Origin of the sequence: Burkholderia sp. JKS000303 (assembly GCF_002563755.1) — a bacterium.
In the GTDB taxonomy this organism is placed as follows: Bacteria; Pseudomonadota; Gammaproteobacteria; order Burkholderiales; family Burkholderiaceae; genus Burkholderia; species Burkholderia anthina_B.
The window spans coordinates 2481194-2501748 of sequence record NZ_PDBZ01000001.1 but is presented as its reverse complement, the minus strand read 5'-3'; the positions used below and the strand labels follow the sequence as shown (position 1 = coordinate 2501748).

The 20555-nt window shown below is 68.0% G+C and carries 12 protein-coding genes; 6 read left to right on the top strand and 6 right to left on the bottom strand.

What is annotated here, in order from left to right; translation table 11 throughout:
- Positions 1 to 218 precede the first annotated feature (218 nt).
- Positions 219 to 3752, bottom strand: coding sequence for a DNA polymerase III subunit alpha (dnaE, locus tag BX604_RS12080; protein ID WP_098552843.1), 3534 nt, complete (start codon positions 3750 to 3752; stop codon positions 219 to 221).
- Between the two features lie 220 nt (positions 3753 to 3972).
- On the opposite strand from dnaE, the gene BX604_RS12075 reads away from it, so the two are divergent.
- Both BX604_RS12075 and gluQRS read left to right on the top strand, forming a co-directional pair.
- On the top strand, positions 3973 to 4827 hold the full coding sequence (locus BX604_RS12075; protein ID WP_098550999.1) for a sulfurtransferase: 855 nt from the start codon (positions 3973 to 3975) through the stop codon (positions 4825 to 4827).
- Between the two features lie 22 nt (positions 4828 to 4849).
- A complete protein-coding gene (gene gluQRS / locus BX604_RS12070) occupies positions 4850 to 5743 on the top strand; it encodes a tRNA glutamyl-Q(34) synthetase GluQRS (RefSeq protein WP_098550998.1) in 894 nt (297 codons plus the stop codon).
- Positions 5744 to 5984: 241 nt separating this feature from the next.
- On the opposite strand, the gene BX604_RS12065 is transcribed toward gluQRS, so the two are convergent.
- The 4 genes from BX604_RS12065 to purT form a co-directional block, all read right to left on the bottom strand.
- Positions 5985 to 7547 carry a DEAD/DEAH box helicase gene (locus tag BX604_RS12065; RefSeq protein ID WP_098550997.1) on the bottom strand — a complete coding sequence of 521 codons (1563 nt, stop codon included), beginning with the start codon at positions 7545 to 7547 and terminating at the stop codon, positions 5985 to 5987.
- A 430-nt stretch (positions 7548 to 7977) separates the two neighbouring features.
- Positions 7978 to 8358, bottom strand: a complete 381-nt coding sequence (locus BX604_RS12055; protein ID WP_096507682.1) for an MliC family protein — start codon at positions 8356 to 8358, stop codon at positions 7978 to 7980.
- 92 nt (positions 8359 to 8450) lie between these two features.
- Positions 8451 to 8654, bottom strand: coding sequence for a DUF6726 family protein (locus BX604_RS12050; RefSeq protein WP_098550996.1), 204 nt, complete (start codon positions 8652 to 8654; stop codon positions 8451 to 8453).
- Positions 8655 to 8676: 22 nt separating this feature from the next.
- Positions 8677 to 9891, bottom strand: a complete 1215-nt coding sequence (gene purT, locus BX604_RS12045; protein ID WP_098550995.1) for a formate-dependent phosphoribosylglycinamide formyltransferase — start codon at positions 9889 to 9891, stop codon at positions 8677 to 8679.
- A gap of 216 nt (positions 9892 to 10107) precedes the next feature.
- Here purT and BX604_RS12040 point away from each other — a divergent pair, with 216 nt between their 5' ends.
- Positions 10108 to 10653 carry an META domain-containing protein gene (locus BX604_RS12040; RefSeq protein WP_098550994.1) on the top strand — a complete coding sequence of 182 codons (546 nt, stop codon included), beginning with the start codon at positions 10108 to 10110 and terminating at the stop codon, positions 10651 to 10653.
- Positions 10654 to 10833: 180 nt separating this feature from the next.
- The gene (locus BX604_RS12035) at positions 10834 to 15450 is read left to right on the top strand and encodes a DNA translocase FtsK (RefSeq protein ID WP_098550993.1); all 4617 of its coding nucleotides are present in this window, start codon (positions 10834 to 10836) and stop codon (positions 15448 to 15450) included.
- A 97-nt stretch (positions 15451 to 15547) separates the two neighbouring features.
- On the opposite strand, the gene BX604_RS12030 is transcribed toward BX604_RS12035, so the two are convergent.
- Complete coding sequence (locus tag BX604_RS12030; RefSeq protein ID WP_098550992.1) at positions 15548 to 16795, bottom strand: lactonase family protein; 1248 nt, start codon at positions 16793 to 16795, stop codon at positions 15548 to 15550.
- A 165-nt stretch (positions 16796 to 16960) separates the two neighbouring features.
- Here BX604_RS12030 and BX604_RS12020 point away from each other — a divergent pair, with 165 nt between their 5' ends.
- Positions 16961 to 18790, top strand: a complete 1830-nt coding sequence (locus tag BX604_RS12020) for a glycoside hydrolase family 15 protein (protein ID WP_098550991.1) — start codon at positions 16961 to 16963, stop codon at positions 18788 to 18790.
- 211 nt (positions 18791 to 19001) lie between these two features.
- Entirely contained in the window at positions 19002 to 20501 is a 1500-nt protein-coding gene (locus BX604_RS12010; protein ID WP_098550989.1) for a polyhydroxyalkanoate depolymerase, read from the top strand.
- Positions 20502 to 20555 lie beyond the last annotated feature (54 nt).

The following is a 20555-nucleotide window of genomic DNA, read 5'->3' as shown; positions in this document are numbered from 1 at the left end:
GTTTTTTATCGTCGCGTACCGACCGGCATCATGATGTGCTGCTCCGTGCCGGCCTGGTCGCGATTGGTCGCTTGCGGCGCCGCATTCGCGTCGCGCGACGGATTGTATAGCGTCCGGATGACGGCCCCAAGCACCCGTGCAAATGAAAACGGCCCGTCGCACCGCACGATGGCGATGCGACGGGCCGCGTAGTGCGACAACCGTCCGGCGGGATGCGCCTAGTACGTGATTTCGACGATGCTGCCGCCGAACGTCGCGCGCAGCTCCGCAAGCAGCGTGTCGCTCGGCTTCACGCGCCATGCGTCGCCGAGCCGCATTTCACCCTGCGCGCGTGCGTTGCTGTAGTGGACCTGGACCGCGAGCCCGTTCGGCAGCGGCGCCTGCGGGCGACGGCCGCCGTCGCGACCGCCGCCGCGCGGCGCGGGCGCCTCGACCACGTTCGCGGCCGCCGGATCGTCCTTCGATACGTGCGGCTCCAGTACACGGCGCAGCACGGCCGCATCGGCATTGCCGTTCACCGTCAGCCGCACCGCCTGCGCATAGCGGCTGCGTGCGCGCTCGAGATCCATCACCGTGTCGGTCGTGAAGCGGATGCCGCCCGTGAATGCATCGTTGCGCGCCTGCCCCTGCACGATCAGCAGTTCGTCTTCCTTGAACAGCGCCTTGTTCGCCTCGAACTGTTCGTTGAAGATCGTGATCTCGCACTGGCCCGAACCGTCGTCGAGCAACGCGATCAGCATCTTGCCGCGCTGGGTCATCTGCGTGCGCAGCGACGCGATGATGCCTGCGACGAGCTTGTCGCGCCCTTCCTTCAGGTCGCCGACCTTCTGCCGCACGAACCGGCGCACTTCGTCGCGATACGCGTCGAACAAGTGGCCGGACAGGTAGAAGCCCAGCGCGCCCTTCTCTTCCTGCAGGCGCTTCTTGTCGTCCCACGCGGGTTCGTCGACGAGCGCATGCGCGTGCGGCGACTCGGCGCCCATGTCGAACAGGCCGGCCTGCATCGCGTTGGCCGCGGCCTGCTCGGCCGCTTCCATCGCGAGCGGCACTGACGCGAGCAATTGCGCGCGGTTCGCGTTCAGCGAATCGAATGCGCCGGCGCGGATCAGCGCCTCGACCGTGCGGCGATTGACGACACGCCGGTCGATCCGTTCGCAGAAGTCGAACAGGTCGGTGAACGTCTTTTCCTCACGCGCACGCAGGATTTCCTCGATCGCGTTCTGGCCGCTGCCCTTCACCGCGCCGAGGCCGTAGCGGATCGTGCGCGAGCGCTTGCCGTCGGTTTCGGCGACCGGCTCGAACCGGTAATGCGACTGGTTGATGTCCGGCGGCAGCACGGCGAGGTTGTTTACGACGCAGTCGTCGTAGAGGATCTTCACCTTGTCGGTGTCGTCCATCGCGAGCGTCATGTTGGCCGCCATGAATTCGGCCGGATGGTGCGCCTTCAGCCACGCGGTGTAATACGCGAGCAGCGCATAGGCCGCCGCGTGCGACTTGTTGAAGCCGTAGCCCGCGAACTTCTCCATCAAGTCGAAGATTTCGTCGGACTTCTCGCGCGTGAGACCGTTCGTCGCGGCACCCTCGGCGAAGATCTCGCGGTGCTTGACCATCTCCTCGGGCTTTTTCTTGCCCATCGCGCGACGCAGCAAGTCGGCGCCACCGAGCGAGTAGCCGCCGATGATCTGCGCCATCTGCATCACCTGCTCCTGATAGACCATGATGCCGTAGGTCTCTTTCAGGACGGGTTCGACGCGCGGATCCGGATAGTCGACCTTCTCGCGCCCGTGCTTCCGTGCGCAGAAGCTCGGGATCAGGTCCATCGGGCCCGGACGGTACAACGACACGAGCGCGATGATGTCCTCGAAGCGGTCGGGCTGCGCATCTTTCAGCATGCCCTGCATCCCGCGGCTTTCCAGCTGGAACACGGCGACCGTGTTGGCCTTCTTCAGGATCTGGAACGACGCCGGATCGTCGAGCGGCACCTGCGCGAGCGACCAGTCGGCCTTCGACGGATCGAGACGGCGAATGTAGCGCTCGGCCCAGTCGAGGATCGTCAGGGTCGTCAGCCCCAGAAAGTCGAACTTCACGAGGCCGACGGCTTCGACGTCGTCCTTGTCGTACTGGCTGACGACGCCGCCGTCGTCGCCCTGCGTGTACAGCGGGCAGAAATCGGTCAGCTTGCCGGGCGCGATCAGCACGCCGCCCGCGTGCATCCCGACGTTACGCGTCAGGCCCTCGACGCGCTGCGCGAGGTCGATCAGCTGGTGTACTTCGTCTTCGTGGTCGTAGCGCTCCTGCAGCTGCGGCTCTTCCTTCATCGCGTCGGCGATCGTCACGTGCTTGCCCGGCTTGAACGGGATCAGCTTCGCGATGCCATCGGTGAACATGTAGCCGAGATCGAGCACGCGGCCGATGTCGCGCACGGCCGCCTTCGCGGCCATCGTGCCGAAGGTGGCGATCTGCGACACGGCGTCCGCGCCGTATTTCTCCTTCACGTACTGGATCACGCGATCGCGGCCGTGCTGGCAGAAGTCGATGTCGAAGTCGGGCATCGACACGCGTTCCGGATTCAGGAATCGCTCGAACAGCAGGTTGTAGCGCAACGGGTCCAGATCGGTAATGCCGAGCGCGTACGCGACCAGCGAACCGGCGCCCGAACCCCGGCCCGGGCCGACCGGCACGCCGTTGTTCTTGGCCCAGTTGATGAAGTCGGCCACGATCAGGAAGTAGCCCGGGAAGCCCATCTTCGTGATGGTCCCGCACTCGAATTCGAGCCGCTTGTAGTACGTGTCGCGCTGCGCATCGCGCTCCGCGGCGTCCGGATACAGCTGTTCGAGGCGCTTCTCGAGCCCCTCCTTCGACAGCTGGACCAGGTAATCGTCGAGCGACATGCCGTCCGGCGTCGGGAACAGCGGCAGCTTCGGCTTGCCGAGTTCGAGCTTCAGGTTGCAGCGCTTCGCGACTTCGACCGTGTTCGTGACCGCCGACGGCAGGTCGGCGAACAGCGCGACCATGTCGTCCTGCGTGCGGAAATACTGATCGGTCGTGAAACGTTTCTGGCGCCGCGGGTTCGCGAGCATGTCGCCTTCCGAGATGCACACGCGCGCTTCGTGCGCGGTGAAATCATCGTCGGTCATGAACTGCGTCGGATGCGTCGCGACGACCGGCAGCTTCAGCGACGCGGCGAGCGTCGCGGCCTGCTGGATGTATGCCTCGGCGCCCGGCTGGCCGTAACGCTGCAGCTCGATGTAGAAGCCGCCCGGGAACACCTTCGCCCAGCGCTCGGCATGACGGCGCGCCGCCTCTTCGTTACCCGCGGCGAGCGCGAGCCCGATGTCGCCCTGCTGCGCGCCCGACAGCGCGAGCAGCCCTTGCGACAGCTCGCCTTCGAGCCAGCTCGCGTCGAGCTCCGCGCGGCCGCGGTACTGGTTCGTGAGCCACGCCTTCGACAGCAGCTCGCACAGGTTCAGGTAGCCGACCTTGTCCTTCACCAGCAGCAGCAGGCGCGACGGTTTGTCGCGATCGTCCGGATTGGTGATCCAGACGTCGCAGCCGGCGATCGGCTTGATGCCCTTGCCGCGGGCTTCCTGGTAGAAACGGACGAGGCCGAATGCGTTGCCGAGATCGGTGAGGGCGAGCGCGCCCTGACCGTCTGCGGCCGCCGCCTTGACGATGTCGTCGAGACGCACGATGCCGTCGGCAATCGAGAATTCGGAGTGAACGCGAAGATGGACGAAGCGGGGATCTGACATGAGCGTTATTGTAGCCGCGTCGTCGCGCAGGCTGCCCAAAAAATCCCCCCGCCCGGCCGTTCGGCCGATGCGCGACGTCGGCCGAACGGCCGGCTGCCGGTGCATGCCCGGTTTGCGGGATAATACGGGTTTTCGAATCTTCGCCCCGGCTTCGCACCCTTTTTTGCGGGGCCGCCGTGCGCCCCGCCGCACGGCCGCGGCCGTTTCCCGTCGGACCATCATGACCATCGTCAACCTCGCCGCCTACCACTTCGTGTCGCTCGACGCGACCGAGCAATGGCGTCCGCTCGTCACCGCCCGCTGCAACGAACTCGGCCTGCGCGGCACGATCCTGCTCGCGCCGGAAGGCATCAACCTGTTCATCGCCGGCCCGCGCGACGCGGCCGACGCGTTCATCGACTACCTCCGCCACGATCCGCTGTTCGAAGGCAAGTTCGCGACGCTGCAGTTCAAGGAAAGCCTGTCCGACTCGCAGCCGTTTCGCCGGATGCTCGTGCGCCTGAAGCGCGAGATCATCACGATGAAGAAGCCCGCGATCAAGCCGGAACTCGGCCGCGCGCCGTTCGTCGACGCGCCCACGCTCAAGACATGGCTCGACCGCGGCCACGACGACACAGGCCGCCCGGTCGTGATGCTCGACACGCGCAACGCGTTCGAGGTCGACGTCGGCACGTTCGACAACGCGCTCGACTACCGGATCGACAAGTTCAGCGAGTTCCCGGAAGTGATCGACGCGAACCGCGCCGATCTCGAGGGCAAGACGGTCGTGTCGTTCTGCACCGGCGGCATCCGCTGCGAGAAGGCCGCGATCCACATGAAGGAAATCGGCATCGAGAACGTGTACCAGCTCGAAGGCGGGATCCTCAAGTATTTCGAGGAAGTCGGCGGCGCGCACTATCACGGCGACTGCTTCGTGTTCGACTACCGCACCGCGCTGAACCCGCAACTGCAGCCGACCGAGAACGTCACGTGCTTCGCGTGCCGCGCAGTCGTCACGCCGGAAGCGCAGCAATCGCCGAGCTACGTGCCCGGCAAGTCGTGCCCGGCCTGCGCGCAGGCGGCCAGCGCCGCGTAAGCGCGCGCCGCCCCGCGTCCCGATGAACGGCTACCGCGGCCGCTTCGCGCCGTCGCCCACCGGCCCGCTGCATTTCGGCTCGCTGGTCGGCGCACTCGCGAGCTGGCTCGATGCGCGCGCGCACGGCGGCGCGTGGCTCGTGCGCATCGAGGACATCGACGGCCCGCGCACGGTGCCGGGCGCCGCCAACGACATCCTCGCGACGCTCGCGCATTTCGGCATGACGCCCGACGAGCCGCCCGTGTGGCAAAGCACGCGCGATGCGCACTATGCGATCGCGCTCGAACAGCTCGTCGCCGCAGGGCGCGTGTATCCGTGCGGCTGCACCCGCAAGGAAATCGCCGATTCGCTGCGCGCGGCGCACGAGCGCCATACGACGCTCGCCTATCCGGGCACCTGCCGCACCGGCCTGCACGGCAAGCCTGCGCGCGCATGGCGGCTGCGCGTGCCGGACGGCGCCGACGCCATCGTCACGTTCGACGACCGCTGGCAGCACATGCAATCGCAGAACCTTGCCACCGAAGTCGGCGATTTCGTGCTGAAGCGCGCGGACGGCCAGTGGGCCTATCAGCTCGCGGTCGTGGTCGACGATGCCGACGCAAGCATCACGCACGTCGTGCGCGGTGCCGACCTGCTCGATTCGACCGCCCGCCAGATCTATCTGCAACGCTGCCTCGGCGTGCCGACCCCCGACTACCTGCACGTTCCCGTCGTCGTCGACGCCAACGGCGAAAAGCTCAGCAAGCAGACGGGTGCGACCGCGCTCGAGCGCGACGATCCGCTGCCGGCGCTCCGGGCCGCCGCCGCCCATCTCGGCCTGACGGCCGATGGCGAGCTATCGGGCAATACGCTGGATGCGTTCTATACGGCCGCCACCGACGCGTGGGCACGCCGCTTCGGGCAGCGAGTCGGCTGAGCGGCTCGCCGGGCACCGGTGTGCGACAGCGGCCCCGGTGCGGCAAATCGTGCTGAATCCGGTCGCTTGAAAGCCTGACGGAGCCGGAACGCAGCACTCGCCGACGACGGCACCGCAATCCTCGCCGCAGGCAATCCCCCCCCTTCAAATCGTCTCGCCCAATGAAAAACGGGCACATGCTCATCGCATGCACCCGTTTCTTCGGCGGCCTCGTGCGCCGCCCCGCAGCGTATTCCGCCGCTTATGCCGACGGCTTGCGCGGCATCCCGAACCCGCCGAGCAGCGCGGCGACCTGACGCTTCGGCCCCTTTTTCTCCGGCTGCTGCTCGGACTTCGCCTCTTCCGGCTGCTTCGCCGACGCCGACGGTTCGTACGGCTTCAGGAAGAAATCGTCGACCGGCTGTTCATGACGGCGATGATGGCCGCGCTCGGAACCGCCCGGGCGACGCCCCGACGCACCGCGATGCTCTTCACGCTCGCGGCGGCCGCCGCGTTCGCCGCTACGTTCGCCGCCGCGCTCACCACGTTCACCACGCTCGCCGCCGCGCTCGTCCTGACGATGACGCGCCGGCTTGGTCAGCGCGAGCATCTGCACGTCGAGCGGACGCTTGATCAGCTTTTCGATATCGGCGAGCTGCTTGCGCTCGTTCGGGCTGCACAGCGACAGCGCATCGCCCGTCGCACCCGCGCGGCCCGTGCGGCCGATCCGGTGCACGTAGTCTTCCGCGCTGAACGGCAGGTCGAAGTTGATCACGGCCGGCAGCTCGGCGATGTCGAGGCCACGCGCGGCCACGTCCGTCGCGACCAGCGCCTCGATCTCGCCGCGCTTGAACGCGTCGAGCGCCTGCATCCGCTCGATCTGCGTCTTGTCGCCGTGGATCGCCGACGCGACCACGCCGTCGCGCTCGAGGTTGCGGGCAAGCCGGCTTGCGCCGATCTTGCTGTTGCAGAACACGATCACCTGCTTGAGCCCGCGCTCGCGCATCAGTTGCACGACGGCCGCCTGCTTGTCGCCTTCGGCGACGTCGTAGACGATCTGCGTGACGTTCGCGTTGGTCGAGTTGCTGCGCGCGACCTCGATCGTCTGCGGATTGCGCAGGTAGGTCGATGCGAGCTTCTTGATTTCGCCCGAGAACGTGGCCGAGAACAGCAGCGTCTGACGCTCCTTCGGCAGCAGGTTCAGGATGCGCTGCAGGTCGGGCAGGAAGCCCATGTCGAGCATCCGGTCGGCTTCGTCGAGCACGAGGATCTGGACCTGGCCGAGATTCGCCGTCTTTTGCTGCACGTGGTCGAGCAGGCGGCCCGGCGTCGCGATCAGGATCTCGACGCCGCGGCGCAGTTCGGCCATCTGCGGGTTCATGTCGACGCCGCCGAACACCACCGCGCTGCGCAGCGGCGTGTGCTTCGCATAGGCGTGCACGTTCGCGGCGACCTGGTCGGCAAGTTCGCGGGTCGGCGTAAGAATCAGCGCGCGCACCGGATGACGCGCCGGAGACGCGCTCGTATTGGCCTGCGGCAGCAGCCGCTGGATGATCGGCAGCGAGAAACTCGCGGTCTTGCCGGTACCCGTTTGCGCGGCGCCCATGACGTCGCGGCCGGCGAGCACGACCGGAATGGCCTGCGCCTGGATCGGCGTCGGCGTCGTATAGCCCTGCTCCGCAATGGCTTTCAGGATATCGGCGGCAAGGCCGAATTGATCGAAGGTTGCGTCGACGGGCTTGGCGACAGAATCGGACATGGTGGCGTTTCGCTCAAAAGGCGCGGCGGGGACATCGTGCGTCAGGCCGGCCGGGCCTGCGCTCATCACATTTCGGAAGTAGACGGAGCCGCGGCGCGCCGCGCGGCGCCGCTCTGGCGCTCGGAACCGGTTCAATTCGAACGTCGGGCTCCTGTAAGGCCGTGCGGACTCCGTTCGGCGCGAATGCCGGCGGAAAGGGCCGTATTGTAGCACTGCGCAGCCATCTGTCCGTGACAACGCCACGAACGGCCCTGATGGCGGTTCGCAGCGTACGCCGGCAGGCCGGACGCGGGTCGATCCGGGATGCGATCAGGCTATCCCGATCGGCTAGATGGCAAAATTCGGGGTCGAATCTTGATCAGTCCAGCCGATCGCAGACCGGGTGCCGGACGGCAGACGAGCCAGATCGCCGCTTCGCCCCGCCCTACGATTCAACACCGAAGCAACCAGCGCACCGCCTCCCGCGCATCGGCATGCGCGTCCGATCGCGCGGCGATCAGCCCTTCTTCTTTTTCTTCTCGACCTGCACGCAGTCGCCGAGCAGCGGCGGCGACTTCGGATCGGCGATCTCGTCACGCAGCGTCCCTTCCTTGCCCTTCGTCCACCACGTATAGCGCCCGGCCTGGTAGCGCACGCCCGACGCCGACACGGTGTCGACGAACAGCAACTGTTGGCCGTTGACCGGCACCAGCGCGAAACTCTGGGCGTTGCCCGCGTGCCAGTACGACACACGCACCGGCTGCTTCTGGTTCGCGCACTGGTACACGGCAATCTGGCGCGAATCGGCGTCGATTTCCTCGACGGTCAGTTGCGCGGCATGCGCGACGGAAACGGCGGTGCCGGCCAGCGCGAGCGCGGCGAAGGTTTGGCGAATCATGCAGGTCCTCTCACGAGACGGGTGGAAACGCGCCCTCGCGGGGCGCGCGGTTATTTATCGTCGGTTATTCGGGTGTTTCGACCGGACTTCGCTCAGGGATCGATGACATCCGCGCACGCGTCGGTCGGTGCGGCCGCGACGTGGCCGACGAGCGGCACGATCTTCAGCCCGGCCGATGCGACCCGGCACGGCGCGGCCGCGAGACCGCAACCCGCGAGACTCGCGACGAGCGCCAGCGCGGCGCCCAGTCTGCCGATCCTTCGAATCGTTCCGATATGCAACCACGTCGACGCCATCGCTTTCTCCTGGTTTTGCCGGTCAGCGCGTCGACACGGGCCGCACGGCCGCCGCCGCGCGCTTCGCGCGTTCGCGGGCTTCGTCGATGTTCGCGCCGGTCGCGAGCGCGACGCCCATGCGCCGCTTCGCGAAGCTCTCCGGCTTGCCGAACAGGCGCAGGTCGGCACCCGGCACCGCCAGCGCATCGCGCACGCCTTCGAACGCAATGCCGCGCTCGTCGAGCCCGCCGTAGATCACCGCCGACGCGGCCGGCGAGCCGAGCGTCGGATCGACCGGCAGCCCGAGAATCGCGCGCGCGTGCAGTTCGAACTCCGACTGGCGCTGCGACGCGAGCGTGACGAGGCCGGTGTCATGCGGCCGCGGGCTCACCTCGGAGAACCAGACGTCGTCGCCGCGCACGAACAGCTCGACGCCGAACATCCCGCGCCCGCCGAGCGCCTCGGTCACCTTGTGCGCGATCTCGCGCGACTTTTCCAGCGCGGCCGCGCTCATCGGCTGCGGCTGCCACGATTCGACGTAGTCGCCCGCCACCTGCACGTGGCCGACCGGCTCGCAGAAGTAGGTACGCGTCTCGAGCGTCGCCGGATCGATCGCGCGCACGGTCAGCTGCGTGATCTCGTATTCGAAATCGATGAAGCCCTCGACGATCACGCGACCGTGGTTCACGCGGCCGCCGGCCATCGCGTAGTCCCATGCGGGCTTGATGTCGGCTTCGGTCCGCACGACCGACTGCCCCTTGCCCGACGACGACATCACCGGCTTCACGACGCACGGCATGCCGATCTTCGCGACGGCGGCGCTGAACGCGTCGAACGACTCCGCGAACGCATACGGCGACGTCGCCAGCCCGAGCTCCTCGGCCGCGAGCCGGCGGATGCCTTCGCGGTTCATCGTGAGCTGCGTCGCGCGCGCGGTCGGGATCACCTCGGCGAGGCCCGCCGCCTCGATCGCCGCGAGCGCATCGGTCGCGATCGCCTCGATCTCCGGCACGATCAGGTGCGGACGCTCGGCCTCGACGATCGCGCGCAGCGCGGCGGCGTCCGTCATGTCGATCACGTGCGCACGATGCGCGACCTGGTGGCCCGGCGCGTCCGGGTAGCGGTCGACCGCGACGACTTCGACACCGAGCCGCTGCAACGCGATGATGACTTCCTTGCCGAGTTCGCCGGCGCCGAGCAGCATGACGCGCGTGGCCGACGGAGAAAGCGGCGTACCGAGCCGCTGACCGATCTGCATGTGATTTCCCGCTGGTTCTGTTGGAGGACGAAAACGGCTTCGATGTTAACACGCGCATCCGCGCCGGTTTGGGCGGTTTCGTCGCGCGGCCGCCACGCCGCGCGAGGCTCGCGGGCGGCCTGCGAACGTTTTCACGTGTGAAGTGTCGGCTCGCCTCGCGCGGGGCGGGTGCGTTACTCTTACGCCTTGATCAGAATCCGATGAGGAACGAGGCTCATGTCCCACCTGTCCGCAGCCGCACGCGCACGCACCGGCCTGCTTCGTCCGTTGCGCGCGCCGCTCTGCGCGTTGACGCTTGCCACGCTTCTCGCCGCCTGCGCGATGCCGACTCACCCCGATTCCGCCGCCCCCGCACCCGACCCGTACAACCCCGCCGCCGTGCAACTGCTCGACGACACGAGTTGGGAGCTCACGAGCTGGCTGAACGCCGACGGCACGCCGCGCACGATTCCGCACGGTGACAACGGCGAGCCGATCAAGCTCGCGCTGTCCGCGCAATCGGGCATCCGGAACGCCAGCGGCTTTTCGGGCTGCAATCGCTATATGGGCACCTACGCGCTGAAGAACGGCCTGCTGAGCTTCGGCCCGCTCGCCGGCACGCGCATGGCCTGCCCGAACACGCTCGGCGGCGAGCTCGAACACGCGTACCTCGACGCGCTCGCGCACGTCCAGAAGACCGGCGTGCAGATGCGCGACCCGCAGCAGCTGCAGATCGTGACCGACGCCGGTGCAACGCTGACTTTCACGCGCCGGAGCCCCTGATGCAACGCGCGGGCGAAGGCCGACCGGCCGCCTTTGCCGCGCGCGGATACCGGACACATGCGTCCTGCGGCCGGAACGCGCATCCGCGCGTCGATGCTGTCTTAAAGTCCTGTTCGTCGGCCGGTTAAACTCGGCGGGTCGCGCACTGCGCTCCCCGCCCTCTTCCTGTTTCATCACAGCATGCATACGGTTGTCTTCGGCTGGTTCGGCATCTCCGCCGTCTGGTTCCTTCTTCTCTTCTGGCGTCTCGTTCAGGCGATGCTGCCCGGTGGCGGCGGACTCGCCGGCCGCGGCTCGATTCGCCTGTGGCTCGGCTTCGCGGCCGTGTTCGTCGCAAGCTGCACGCTGACGAGTCCGTTGTCGGGCCCCGACACGAACGGGCTCGGCCATGCGTTCTCGAGCGGCTTCGCGCACGTGCTCGGCCCGATCGGCACGCCGGTCTCGATGGTCGTGCTGCTGCTCGCGGGGCTGCCCTGGCTGACCGGTATCGGCTGGCGGCAGTTCGCCGGGTGGGTCGACACGTCGTTCGGCGTCAAGCTCGCGCGCGACGTCGACGACGACGATGCGCGTGGCGTCGCCGACCTGCCGCGCAGCGCATTGCACCGCGACGACGACCTCGTGCAGCCGACCACCGCGCACACGGTCAATTCGATGGCGCCCCGACAGAACGGCCGGTATTCGCGCCCGACGCTGTGGAAGCCCGATCCGCAAGCGCGACCGAAACCGCGCAGCAACGCCGCGCCGCGACCGCTCACGGAACCCGTCGCACCGTCCGGCTGGCTGAAGCCGACGCCGGCCAATCGCGTGCCGACGCCGCCCGTGCCCACCACGACGACCAGCCCGCTGCCGCCGCCGACGACCGGCAGCACCGCGAGCCTCGCGCGCGCCGCGGCGAACGCACAAGTGCCGCGCCCGGATCCCGCACCGCTTCCGGCCGGATTCGAACCGGTCCGGCCGCGGCCGACCGCCGTCCGGCCTGCGGCTGCCGCGCTGAAACAGCCGGCCGCACCCCGTACTTCGGTCACGCCGCAGCCCGTCAGCGCGACGCCGCCGCGCACGCCTGCACGCCCGGCGCCGGGAACGGGCACGCCCGGCCAGTCGGCCGATGCGACACGACGCCGTCCCGCGCCGCCGACGCCCGCGCGCGCGCCGCTCTATGCGTGGGTGCAACAGCCGGCCGAGCCGATCGCGCCGTCGCCGAGCGTTCACGACACGCTGCGCTCGATCGAGGCAAGCACCGCGCAGTGGGCAACGCTGGATAACACCCGCTCGACGAACGGATCGAACGCGACGGCAACCGCCGCGGCTGCAGCCGGAGCGATCGCAGCGGCGAGCAGCGTCGCCGCGTCCGCCTCGACTGCGGTGCCGGGCGGGTTCGTTCCGGCTACGCCGCAGGTCGCGCCGCACGCCACGGGTCGCCTGGACGAACACGAGGCTGCGCCGGCATACGACGACAACGCACCGATCGTGCTCGACGCGTTCATGCCCGCCGAGCCGAGCGTGCACGCTCATGCTGCCGAGACGGATGCCATGGCATTTGGCCACACCGCGCAACTCGAGGTGTCGGACCTCCACGTCGGCACCGAAGCGCCGGCACAGCGCGCGAACGACGACAGTCGACATGGCGCGGATGCGCCTGCATTCAACGCCCCCATCGACTTTGCACCGTGGGAAGACGTCGTCAGCCCGCCGTTTGCCGCTATTGATGTGTCGCAGAAGAGCCCGATTGGCGGTGACCCGATCGTTGCCGGACAGCCTTCGATCGCCGTCGCATCCACGGCAAGCGATAGGGCTCGCAACTTCGATGCGAACGAAGCAGCGATTGCCGCCGGCGTCGGCGCCCCGTTCGGATCGCGACCTGCGCTTTCCGCCGATACCACTGCATCGGCAGATTCTGCACACAACACGCGTGACGCCCTGAACGGTGCGAATGGTACGGAGGCCGTCGAGCAAGTCGCGACGCCCTCTCCTCTTCCTGTTTCGCCTGTTGCGGAAACACCTGCGCGCACGCTTGCCGATGTGATGCCCGTTGCGACGGTCGCAACCGCCGTCGCCGCGTCGAGCACGGCGCCGGCCCGCCCCTTCGCTGCCGCGCCAACTGCTTCGAACGCCTCGACCGCTTCGACCGCTTCGACCGCTTCGACCGCTTCGACCGCTTCGACCGCCGGCACATCGTCGCCCGTTGCCGCGCCCGTTTCGGTGACGCCCGCACCGGCCATCACGCCGAACCGCACGCCTGCCGCTCCGGCCCCGTCGTTTGGCGGCGTCGCTAACGCGGCATCGGGTTCGTCGTCGCAACCGACCGCACCGGCATCGGCCGTTGCATCGGTTACGCCGTCGGCGCTGACCGGCGTCACAAGCCCCGTGGATGGTTCCGGCAATCGCGTGTCGTCCGTTGCGTCGGCCATCGCGCCTGCCGCGTCGTCGACGATCGGCGCCGCTGCCAGCCCGGCATTCGGCTCGGTTATGCGCTCGCCCGCATCCGCGACGACGCCTACTCCTACACCCGCGACGAGCACCGCCGGCCTGTCCACGGCGCAGCCTTCGACGCCCGCACCGTCCGCTTCGATCGGCACGTCATTCAGCGCAACCGCGTCGCAACCGGTCGCAAGCATCCCGGCCCCTGCGGCAACCGCGACGCCTTCGGCACCGTCGAGTGCCACGCCCGCTACGCCGTCGAGCGCATCGGCCCCAGGTTCGATGGCATCGTGGACCCGCGCCGTCGATGCTCCCACGATCAACGCAGCAGCCGCGCCGACCGGCGCGACGCAGCCGGCGACCATGACACCGCCTGCCGCTGCAATCGTGACGGCACCGTCATCCGGCTCGCCGACCCCGACAAGCGCAACCGCCCCCGCTACGCCCATCACGTTCGGCAGCACGCCCGCCGAGACCACCCGCGCGCTTGCGCCCGTTGCCGCACCGGCTGCGCCGACAACCGCGCCGTCGCCCTTCACCCCGGTGGCATCGACATTCCCGGGCGGCCTCGCACCAAGCGCAACCCTCGGCGCCGCCATGCCCGCGCCGTCGCCCCCCCCGGCGCAGTCGTACACCACGCCGCCCGCCCCGGCTGCAACGCCGGCGAGCGGATCCCTATCCGGCGCCAGCGCAACGCCCGCCTCGGCAGGCATCGCCGCACCGGTCATCACCACCGCGCCGCTTGCAGCCGCGACGCTCGTCGATGCGAGCGTGCCGCCGCCGGCCGACGCAGCAATAGCAGCAGCCGCGGAGCCGGCCACCCCGGCCGCCGACGCACCGGCCCCGCCCGGCCGTCCGCCACGGCCGAATGCGTTCGAATTCCACGCACCCGCTTCGTTCAACGTCGAACTGCCGACGCTCGACCTGCTCGAGCCCGCATCGGACGACGTCCAGACGATCTCCGAAGAGCACCTCGCGCAGACGGGCCAGGTGATCGAGCAGCGACTGCAGGAATTCAAGGTGCCGGTGACGGTTGTCGGCGCATCGGCCGGCCCGGTGATCACGCGCTTCGAGATCGAGCCCGCGCTCGGCGTGCGCGGCAGCCAGATCGTCGGCCTGATGAAGGATCTGTCGCGCGGCCTCGGCCTCACGTCGATCCGCGTCGTCGAGACGATCCCCGGCAAAACCTGCATGGGCCTCGAACTGCCGAACGCGAAACGCCAGATGATCCGCCTGTCGGAGATCCTCGAATCGCGCCAGTACCAGCACTCGACGTCGCAGTTGACGATCGCGATGGGCAAGGACATCACCGGTCACCCGGTCGTCACCGATCTCGCGAAAGCACCGCACATGCTGGTCGCGGGCACGACGGGTTCGGGCAAGTCGGTCGCGATCAACGCGATGATCCTGTCGCTGCTGTACAAGGCCACGCCCGAGGACGTGCGGCTCATCATGATCGACCCGAAGATGCTCGAGCTGTCGGTCTACGAAGGGATCCCGCACCTGCTCGCGCCGGTCGTCACCGACATGAAGCTGGCGGCGAACGCACTGAACTGGTGCGTCGGCGAAATGGAGAAGCGCTACCGGCTGATGTCGGCCGTCGGCGTGCGCAACCTCGCGGGTTTCAACCAGAAGATCCGCGACGCGCAGGCGAAGGAAAAGAAGATCGGCAACCCTTTCTCGCTGACGCCGGACGATCCGGAACCGCTGTCGACGCTGCCGCTGATCGTCGTGGTGATCGACGAACTGGCCGACCTGATGATGGTCGCCGGCAAGAAGATCGAAGAGCTGATCGCGCGCCTCGCGCAGAAGGCGCGTGCGGCCGGCATCCACCTGATCCTCGCGACCCAGCGGCCGTCCGTCGACGTGATCACGGGCCTGATCAAGGCGAACATCCCGACGCGCGTCGCGTTCCAGGTGTCGTCGAAGATCGACTCGCGCACGATTCTCGACCAGATGGGCGCCGAGTCGCTGCTCGGCCAGGGCGACATGCTGTTCCTGCCGCCGGGCACCGGCTATCCGCAGCGCGTGCACGGCGCGTTCGTCGCCGACGAGGAAGTGCACCGGGTCGTCGAATACCTGAAGCAGTTCGGCGAGCCGCAGTACGAAGAAGGGATTCTGGACGGCCCGGCCACCGATGGCGCGGCGCAGGACCTGTTCGGCGAAGCGCCGGATGCGGAAGCCGATCCGCTGTACGACGAAGCCGTCGCGTTCGTCGTGCGCACGCGGCGCGCGTCGATCTCGTCGGTGCAACGGCAGTTACGCATCGGCTACAACCGCGCCGCGCGCCTCGTCGAGCAAATGGAAGCCGCCGGACTCGTGTCGCCGATGGGTATCAACGGCAGCCGCGAGGTACTCGTGCCGGCCGCGGCCGACTGAGTGCGGCGGCCCAACGGCCGCCACCAAAACGGGCGCGCCGCGCAAGCGGCTGCCCGACAGACAAAGGGCGCTGCATCGGCAGCGCCCTTTTTTACATTTACTGCGCCACCGGCACCAGCTTGAAATCGACCGGGCTGCCGAGCGCGACCTTCTGCGGATTCGGGCCGAGCTGTCCGGTTTCGACGTCGCGGCGGAACACGTAGAACGTGTCGCTGTCCTGGTTGCCGACGATCAGCCACTTGCCGGTCGGGTCGATCAGGAACTCGCGCGGCGTCTTGCCGAGGCTCGACTGGCGGCCGACCGTCTTCAACCGGCCGTCGGCCTTGTTCACCGCGTAGATCACGATGTCGTTGACGTCGCCGCGATTGCTCACGTACAGGAAGCGGCCGTCCGGCGACAGGTGGATCGCGCCGCCGCCGACCTTGCCCTTGAAGCCGGGCACCGTCATCGGCAGGATCTCGATCGGCGTCAGCTTGCCGTCGTGGTAGCCGAACACCTCGACCGACGCGCTCAACTCGCTCGTCACGTACGCGAACCTGCCGTCGGCGCTGAACACCATGTGACGCGGGCCGGTGCCGGCCTTCACGGGCGTGTAGCGCGTATCGGTCGGGCTGATCAGCCCGCGGCTGCCGTCCACCGTGTAGCGATAGCCATAGATCTTGTCCGTGCCGAGATCCTGCACGAACAGGTAGTGGCCATCCGGCGAAAACACGGTCGAGTGCACATGCGCGCCGTCCTGGCGCCCCTTCACCGGGCCCGAGCCCTCATGATGCACGGTCAGCACGGCCTGGCCCACCGCGCCGCCGTCGCGGATCGGGAACACCGCGAAGCTGCCGCCCGGATCGGCCGCGACCGAGTAGTTGGCCGTGACGAGGTACTTGCCGTCCGGCGACAGCGCCAGATAGCAAGGATCGTTCCCTTCCGACGACACGCGGTCGATGAACGTGAGCGCGCCCGTCTTCGCATCGAAACTGAACGCGCTGACGCCGCCGCGCTCGTTGGCCGGCCCGTTGTCGCCGGGCAACTCGTTGACCGCGTAGACGGTGCGACCGTCGCGGCTCGGCAACAGATAGGACGGATTCACGGTCTTCGCCGACGACACGGGCGCGACGCTGCCCGTTTGGGTATCGAAGCGATACACGTAGATCCCGTCGCTGCCGTGGCCCGTATAGGTGCCGACCAGCAGGTTGTAAACGCCATCGGCCGGTGCCGGCGATTGCTGCGCAAAGGCGTGGGTCGCGGACAGCGAGAGCACGATCGCGAAACCTTTCATCCAGTGAGCGAGCCTAAGCGGGAACCCTCGTGTCGAAGCGCGTGCGTCACGCTCGCGTAAACGGTTGGGCATTGAATCCTCCTTGCATCGAGTCGCTTCAAGTGTTGAGATAGGACGAAACGCCGGCCGTTCATGCGCTCCGCCGCCCGGCCGAGTATACGGGGCGCGACGCCGGCACGTGAAGCCCGGGCGCCGCAGCCTGCATTGTGAACTCGAATATCCAAGGACCGCTTGCCCATGCCCGCCCTGATCGAAGACTACGCCCTCGTCGGCGACGGCCACACCGCCGCGCTGATTTCGAAAGACGGCTCCGTCGACTGGCTGTGCTGGCCCCGCTTCGATTCGGGCGCCTGTTTCGCGGCGCTGGTCGGCACCCCCGAGCATGGCCGCTGGCTGCTCGCGCCGGCCGCCGACGCCGCGATCACGCACACGACACGCCGCTATCGCGGCGACACGCTGATCCTCGAAACCGACTACGAGAGCGCCGACGGCGCCGTCACCGTGATCGACTTCATGCCGCCCGGCAACGGCTGGTCGGAACTGGTGCGAATCGTCGTCGGCCGCCACGGCACGATGAAGATGCGCATGGAACTGGTGTTGCGTTTCGACTACGGTTTCTCGATCCCGTGGGTCACGCAGCTGTCCCGCGAGAACGGGATGAAAGCAATCGCCGGCCCCGATACGGTCGTGCTGCGCACGCCGGTGGCGCTCACCGGCAAGAACCTGCACACGCTCGCCGAATTCACGGTGAGCGCCGACGAGCGGATCCCGTTCTCGCTCGGTTACGCGGCGTCGCACCTGCGGCTGCCGCCCGCGCGCGATCCGCTGTCGATGCTCGCCCGCACCGAGAACTACTGGCTCGAATGGTCGGGGCGCTGCCAGGTGCAGGGCCGCTATGCGGCCGCCGTGCGCCGCTCGCTGATCACGCTGAAAGCGCTCGCGTACGAGCCGACCGGCGGCATCGTCGCCGCCCCCACCACCTCGTTGCCCGAGAAGATCGGCGGCAACCGGAACTGGGACTACCGCTATTGCTGGCTGCGCGATGCGACGATCACGCTGCTCGCGCTGATGCGCGGCGGCTACTACGACGAGGCGCGCGCGTGGCGCACCTGGCTGGGCCGCGTGATGGCCGGCTCGCCCGAGCAGATCCAGATCATGTACGGGATCGCGGGCGAGCGCCGGCTGCCGGAAATGGAGCTCGACTGGCTGCCCGGCTACCAGGATTCGAAGCCGGTGCGCGTCGGCAACGGCGCGGCGAACCAGCTTCAGCTCGACGTGTTCGGCGAAGTGATGGCCGCGCTGCACCTCGCGCGCGTGGGCGGCCTGCAGGCCGACGACACCGTGTGGTCCGTGCAGTGCTCGCTGCTCGACCACCTCGAGAAGATCTGGCGGGAACCCGACGAGGGCATCTGGGAAACGCGCGGCGGCCGCCGTCATTTCACGTTCTCGAAGGTGATGGCGTGGGTTGCGTTCGACCGCGCGATCAAGTCGGCCGAGATGTTCCGGCTGCCCGCGTCGCTCGACCGCTGGCGCGCGCTGCGCGACCAGATCCACGCAGATGTCTGCGACAACGCGTGGCATGAAGGCAAACAGGCGTTTGCGCAGAGCTACGGCAGCGACGAGCTCGACGCGAGCGTGCTGCTGATGCCGCTGCTCGGCTTCCTGCCGCCGGAAGACCCGCGCATCGTCGGCACCGTGGAGGCGATCGAGCGGGAATTGCTGCACGACGGGCTCGTGATGCGCTACCGCACGACCGAGTACGACGACGGCCTGCCGCCTGGCGAAGGCACGTTTCTCGCATGCAGCTTCTGGCTGGTCGACAACTACGCGCTGCTCGGCCGGATCGACGACGCGCACCGGCTGTTCAGCCGGCTGCTCGCGCTGTCGAACGATCTCGGGCTGCTCGCCGAGGAGTACGACCCGGTCGGCGGAAGGCTCGTCGGCAATTTCCCGCAGGCGTTCTCGCACGTCGCGCTCGTGCATACCGCGATGAACCTGATGCACCACGAAGAGGCAATGGCCCACGCGGCCGGACAGCCGGTGCCGGCCGTGGCGACGGGGCGCTGAGCGACGGCGGGGCGGCTTCGTCAGAGAACGTCAATTCGCAAAACTTTGATGAAAAATCGGGGAAATGTTGCATTGCAACACCGATCGTTGTCCGATATGATCGACTCGATTGTCCGGCTGCAGTGCAACATGGCCGGCCGCTGACCCACACGGCACGCGGCGACGCCCCAAGCCGCCCTGCGCACCGTCCCCCCACGCGGGAGTAGTCTGCATGCTTTACCAACTGCACGAATTCCAGCGGGCCATGCTGAGCCCGCTCACGGCCTGGGCCCAGGCTGCCTCCAAGTCGTTCGCCAACCCGTCCAGCCCGTTCTCGCTGATGCCCGGCGCGCCGCGCATGGCCGCCGCGTACGAGCTGGTATACCGGCTCGGCAAGGACTACGAGAAGCCCGAGTTCAACATTCACCAGATCGTCAAGGACGGCCACAACATCCCGATCGTCGAGCAGACGATCGTCGAGAAGCCGTTCTGCCGCCTGCTGCGTTTCAAACGCTATTCGGACGACGCCGACGCCGTCACGCAACTGAAGGACGAGCCGGTCGTGCTGGTCTGCGCGCCGCTGTCGGGCCACCACTCGACGCTGCTGCGCGACACCGTGCGCACACTGCTGCAGGATCACAAGGTGTACATCACCGACTGGATCGACGCGCGGATGGTGCCGGTCGAGACCGGCCCGTTCCACCTGCACGACTACATCGCGTACATCCAGGAGTTCATCCGTCACATCGGCGCGCGCAACCTGCACGTGATCTCGGTGTGTCAGCCGACGGTGCCGGTGCTCGCGGCGATCTCGCTGATGGCGAGCCGCGGCGAGGATACGCCGCTCACGATGACGATGATGGGCGGCCCGATCGACGCGCGCCGCAGCCCGACGTCGGTGAATTCGCTCGCGACGCAGCACTCGACCGCGTGGTTCGAGAACAACGTGATCCATACGGTGCCCGCGAACTATCCGGGTGAAGGCCGCCAGGTGTATCCGGGCTTCCTGCAGCACACGGGCTTCGTCGCGATGAACCCCGAGCGCCACGCACAATCGCACTGGGACTTCTACCAGAGCCTGCTGCGCGGCGACGAAGAGGATGCCGAAGCGCACCGCCGCTTCTACGACGAGTACAACGCGGTGCTCGACATGGCCGCCGAGTATTACCTCGAGACGATTCGCGTCGTCTTCCAGGAATTCCGGCTCGCGGAAGGCACGTGGGACGTCGAAGGCGAGCGCGTGCGTCCGCAGGACATCCGGCACACCGCACTGATGACGATCGAAGGCGAACTCGACGACATCTCGGGCAGCGGCCAGACACACGTCGCACACGAGCTGTGCACGGGCATTCCGCAAGACGATCGCCGCAGCCTGACCGCCGAGAAGTGCGGTCACTACGGGATCTTCTCGGGCCGTCGCTGGCGCACGATCATCTATCCGCAACTGCGCGACTTCATCCGCGAGCATGCGCCGGAACCGAAGAACGGCGCGACGAAGGCGCCCGCCGATGCACCGGTGGCAGCCCCTGTCGCCGCCGTGCCGGCCAGCCAGCCGCAGGCCGAAACGGCGGCACGCGCCACCGTCCCCGTCACCGCTGCGAAGCGCACCCGTGCGAAGGCACCGGCCGCGACGGTCGCGCCCGCCAGAACGACAACCGCGAAGGCGGCACCTGCCGCGAAACGCGCCGGCAGCGCGCGCGCCAAACCGGCTCGCGCACGCAAGGCCGCCTGACGCATCGCGTCCGGACAAAAAAACGCCGCCGTTGCTTGCGCACGGCGGCGTTTT

Coding starts and splice junctions, on each gene's coding strand:
- BX604_RS12050 (WP_098550996.1), bottom strand. CDS start 8,654: ATGGCGTCGACGTGGTTGCATATCGGAACGATTCGAAGGATCGGCAGA.
- dnaE (WP_098552843.1), bottom strand. CDS start 3,752: ATGTCAGATCCCCGCTTCGTCCATCTTCGCGTTCACTCCGAATTCTCG.
- BX604_RS12065 (WP_098550997.1), bottom strand. CDS start 7,547: ATGAGCGCAGGCCCGGCCGGCCTGACGCACGATGTCCCCGCCGCGCCT.
- BX604_RS12020 (WP_098550991.1), top strand. CDS start 16,961: ATGCCCGCCCTGATCGAAGACTACGCCCTCGTCGGCGACGGCCACACC.
- BX604_RS12040 (WP_098550994.1), top strand. CDS start 10,108: ATGTCCCACCTGTCCGCAGCCGCACGCGCACGCACCGGCCTGCTTCGT.
- BX604_RS12075 (WP_098550999.1), top strand. CDS start 3,973: ATGACCATCGTCAACCTCGCCGCCTACCACTTCGTGTCGCTCGACGCG.
- BX604_RS12035 (WP_098550993.1), top strand. CDS start 10,834: ATGCATACGGTTGTCTTCGGCTGGTTCGGCATCTCCGCCGTCTGGTTC.
- BX604_RS12010 (WP_098550989.1), top strand. CDS start 19,002: ATGCTTTACCAACTGCACGAATTCCAGCGGGCCATGCTGAGCCCGCTC.
- BX604_RS12030 (WP_098550992.1), bottom strand. CDS start 16,795: ATGCCCAACCGTTTACGCGAGCGTGACGCACGCGCTTCGACACGAGGG.
- gluQRS (WP_098550998.1), top strand. CDS start 4,850: ATGAACGGCTACCGCGGCCGCTTCGCGCCGTCGCCCACCGGCCCGCTG.
- purT (WP_098550995.1), bottom strand. CDS start 9,891: ATGCAGATCGGTCAGCGGCTCGGTACGCCGCTTTCTCCGTCGGCCACG.
- BX604_RS12055 (WP_096507682.1), bottom strand. CDS start 8,358: ATGATTCGCCAAACCTTCGCCGCGCTCGCGCTGGCCGGCACCGCCGTT.